Source organism: Spiroplasma endosymbiont of Megaselia nigra, assembly GCF_003987485.1.
Lineage (GTDB): Bacteria > Bacillota_I > Bacilli_A > Mycoplasmatales > Mycoplasmataceae > Spiroplasma.
Map to the genome: position 1 here is coordinate 1 of NZ_RCOO01000216.1, position 1,729 is coordinate 1,729.

Annotated in this window: 3 protein-coding genes; all 3 read left to right on the forward strand. The window is 24.5% G+C overall.

Features of this window, described 5'->3' with window-relative positions:
* A partial coding sequence (locus D9R21_RS07535) for a hypothetical protein (RefSeq protein WP_158613959.1) occupies positions 1 to 1,117 on the forward strand: 1,117 nt, incomplete at its 5' end.
* Positions 1,118 to 1,132: 15 nt separating this feature from the next.
* A complete protein-coding gene (locus tag D9R21_RS06220; RefSeq protein ID WP_126821513.1) occupies positions 1,133 to 1,402 on the forward strand; it encodes a hypothetical protein in 270 nt (89 codons plus the stop codon).
* A gap of 13 nt (positions 1,403 to 1,415) precedes the next feature.
* Positions 1,416 to 1,729: hypothetical protein (locus tag D9R21_RS06225; RefSeq protein WP_148108866.1), on the forward strand; the 314-nt coding region annotated here is incomplete at its 3' end.

Genomic DNA, 1,729 nt, shown 5'->3' on the forward strand with positions numbered 1-1,729 from the left:
GATTAATTCATATTTGAATTATCCATTTTCAAAATTAAAGTTTGAAACATTTAAAGACCCATTATTAAAGAAAATTTGTATTAATATGGTGTTTATTACTGTTGAACATTGAACATTTAACCGTATTCCAATTGAGTTTTTTACTTCGGCAAATATGAGTGTTGGTAATATTAATTATTCTTCACAAAATGACCCTATGGCAACATGACAAGGTCTATTGCCTACTTATGCAAAATCATTGGCTAATTTAACAACTTTAAAGAAAATGTTTCGTACTTTTCAAGAAGAAGGTATTGATTTAACAATGATAGATTTAGAAGCATATTATACTCAGTTAGAAGTTGATGCTTTAATAGAAAAAGAAAAAACAGAAAGAATAGAAACTGATGACAAATTAGATAAAAAAATAGATAATTTTTCAAACGAAACAAAAGAAAATTTTAATAACAAACAAGATAAATTAACAGAAAAATCTAATCTAAGTATTGATTGAATAGATTGTACTAGTTATGTTAAAACTACAAGAATTTATGCAAATTATGATATTGGATTTATTCATGATATAACCCCAGAAAATACGCCAGATTTTACAAAAGCAGTCAGAACAGTACAAAATAATATTCAAGTACCAATAACAAAAACCATTAATGATACGTCAACAGATGAAGAAGTACCAACTGCAAAATCAGTATATGAATATTGCAAAAATATAACAAATAATTTAAATAATAATATTTTAGAAATAAAAAATAATTATTTTACATATGAAAATAGTCCTTTATGAAAAGAAGTAAAAAATGGACAACTTAAAATAAATAAATGATATTTTGTCAATGGTTCTTATAGTTTTGGAGTAATTAAAAATCCTGTTTCTTCTAAATTTTATAATAATCAAGGAGCTGTTAGTGCTGCAAATATATATGTTTTTTTATCACCACCATATTTGGGGCATACTACAAGTAATATTATTGAAAGTAGTTTTATTGGACAAAATAAAGGCGTAACAAATAAAATTAGATGTTTTCTTGTTAATTATCAAACACACAATACAGCAGCATTTGAATTAGATGCTTCATCAAAAATTTATGAATTTCAGGGTGAGGGAACGCCCATATAGGAAGGAGATGCTATTATGCCAAAAGTAGAAGTTAAAGATGTAATTATGTTTTTGAAAATCTTTGGAGTTTCATCATTGTTTTTTATTGCAGGAATTATTATTTGTTTTATAGGACCTACTAAATTAGGAATTGGTTGACCTGCATATGTAATTATTGGTGCAATGCTTAATGGTTTTGGGGTTATTGTTTTAATTATTGAAACAATTAGATTTATCAAAACACATAAAAAAGAACAAAATAAAGATAGTATTGAAGATGTTATTAAAAAAGAAGATACAAAATAAAGAGGTGATATAAATGGGATTGTTACCAGCCAAAAATAAAATAAAAAAAGATTATGATATTGATAGTTATTATCTTAATTTAGCATCAACGATTACTAATCGTAAAAATGTTACTGTTCAAAAACATAATGAGATTTTAGAAAAAAGAATTTGTGAAGATAATGCTAATTTTTTAAATCCACGAGATTTAGAAATTAGCATTTATAATCCACTTACTAATCAAAAAAAAGATACTAAATTAATTAATAACTTTTTAAAAATGCAAGACTTTACTAATAAGAATTGATATAACGAATATAAAATTAATAAGAATGGTAAAGGTGCATA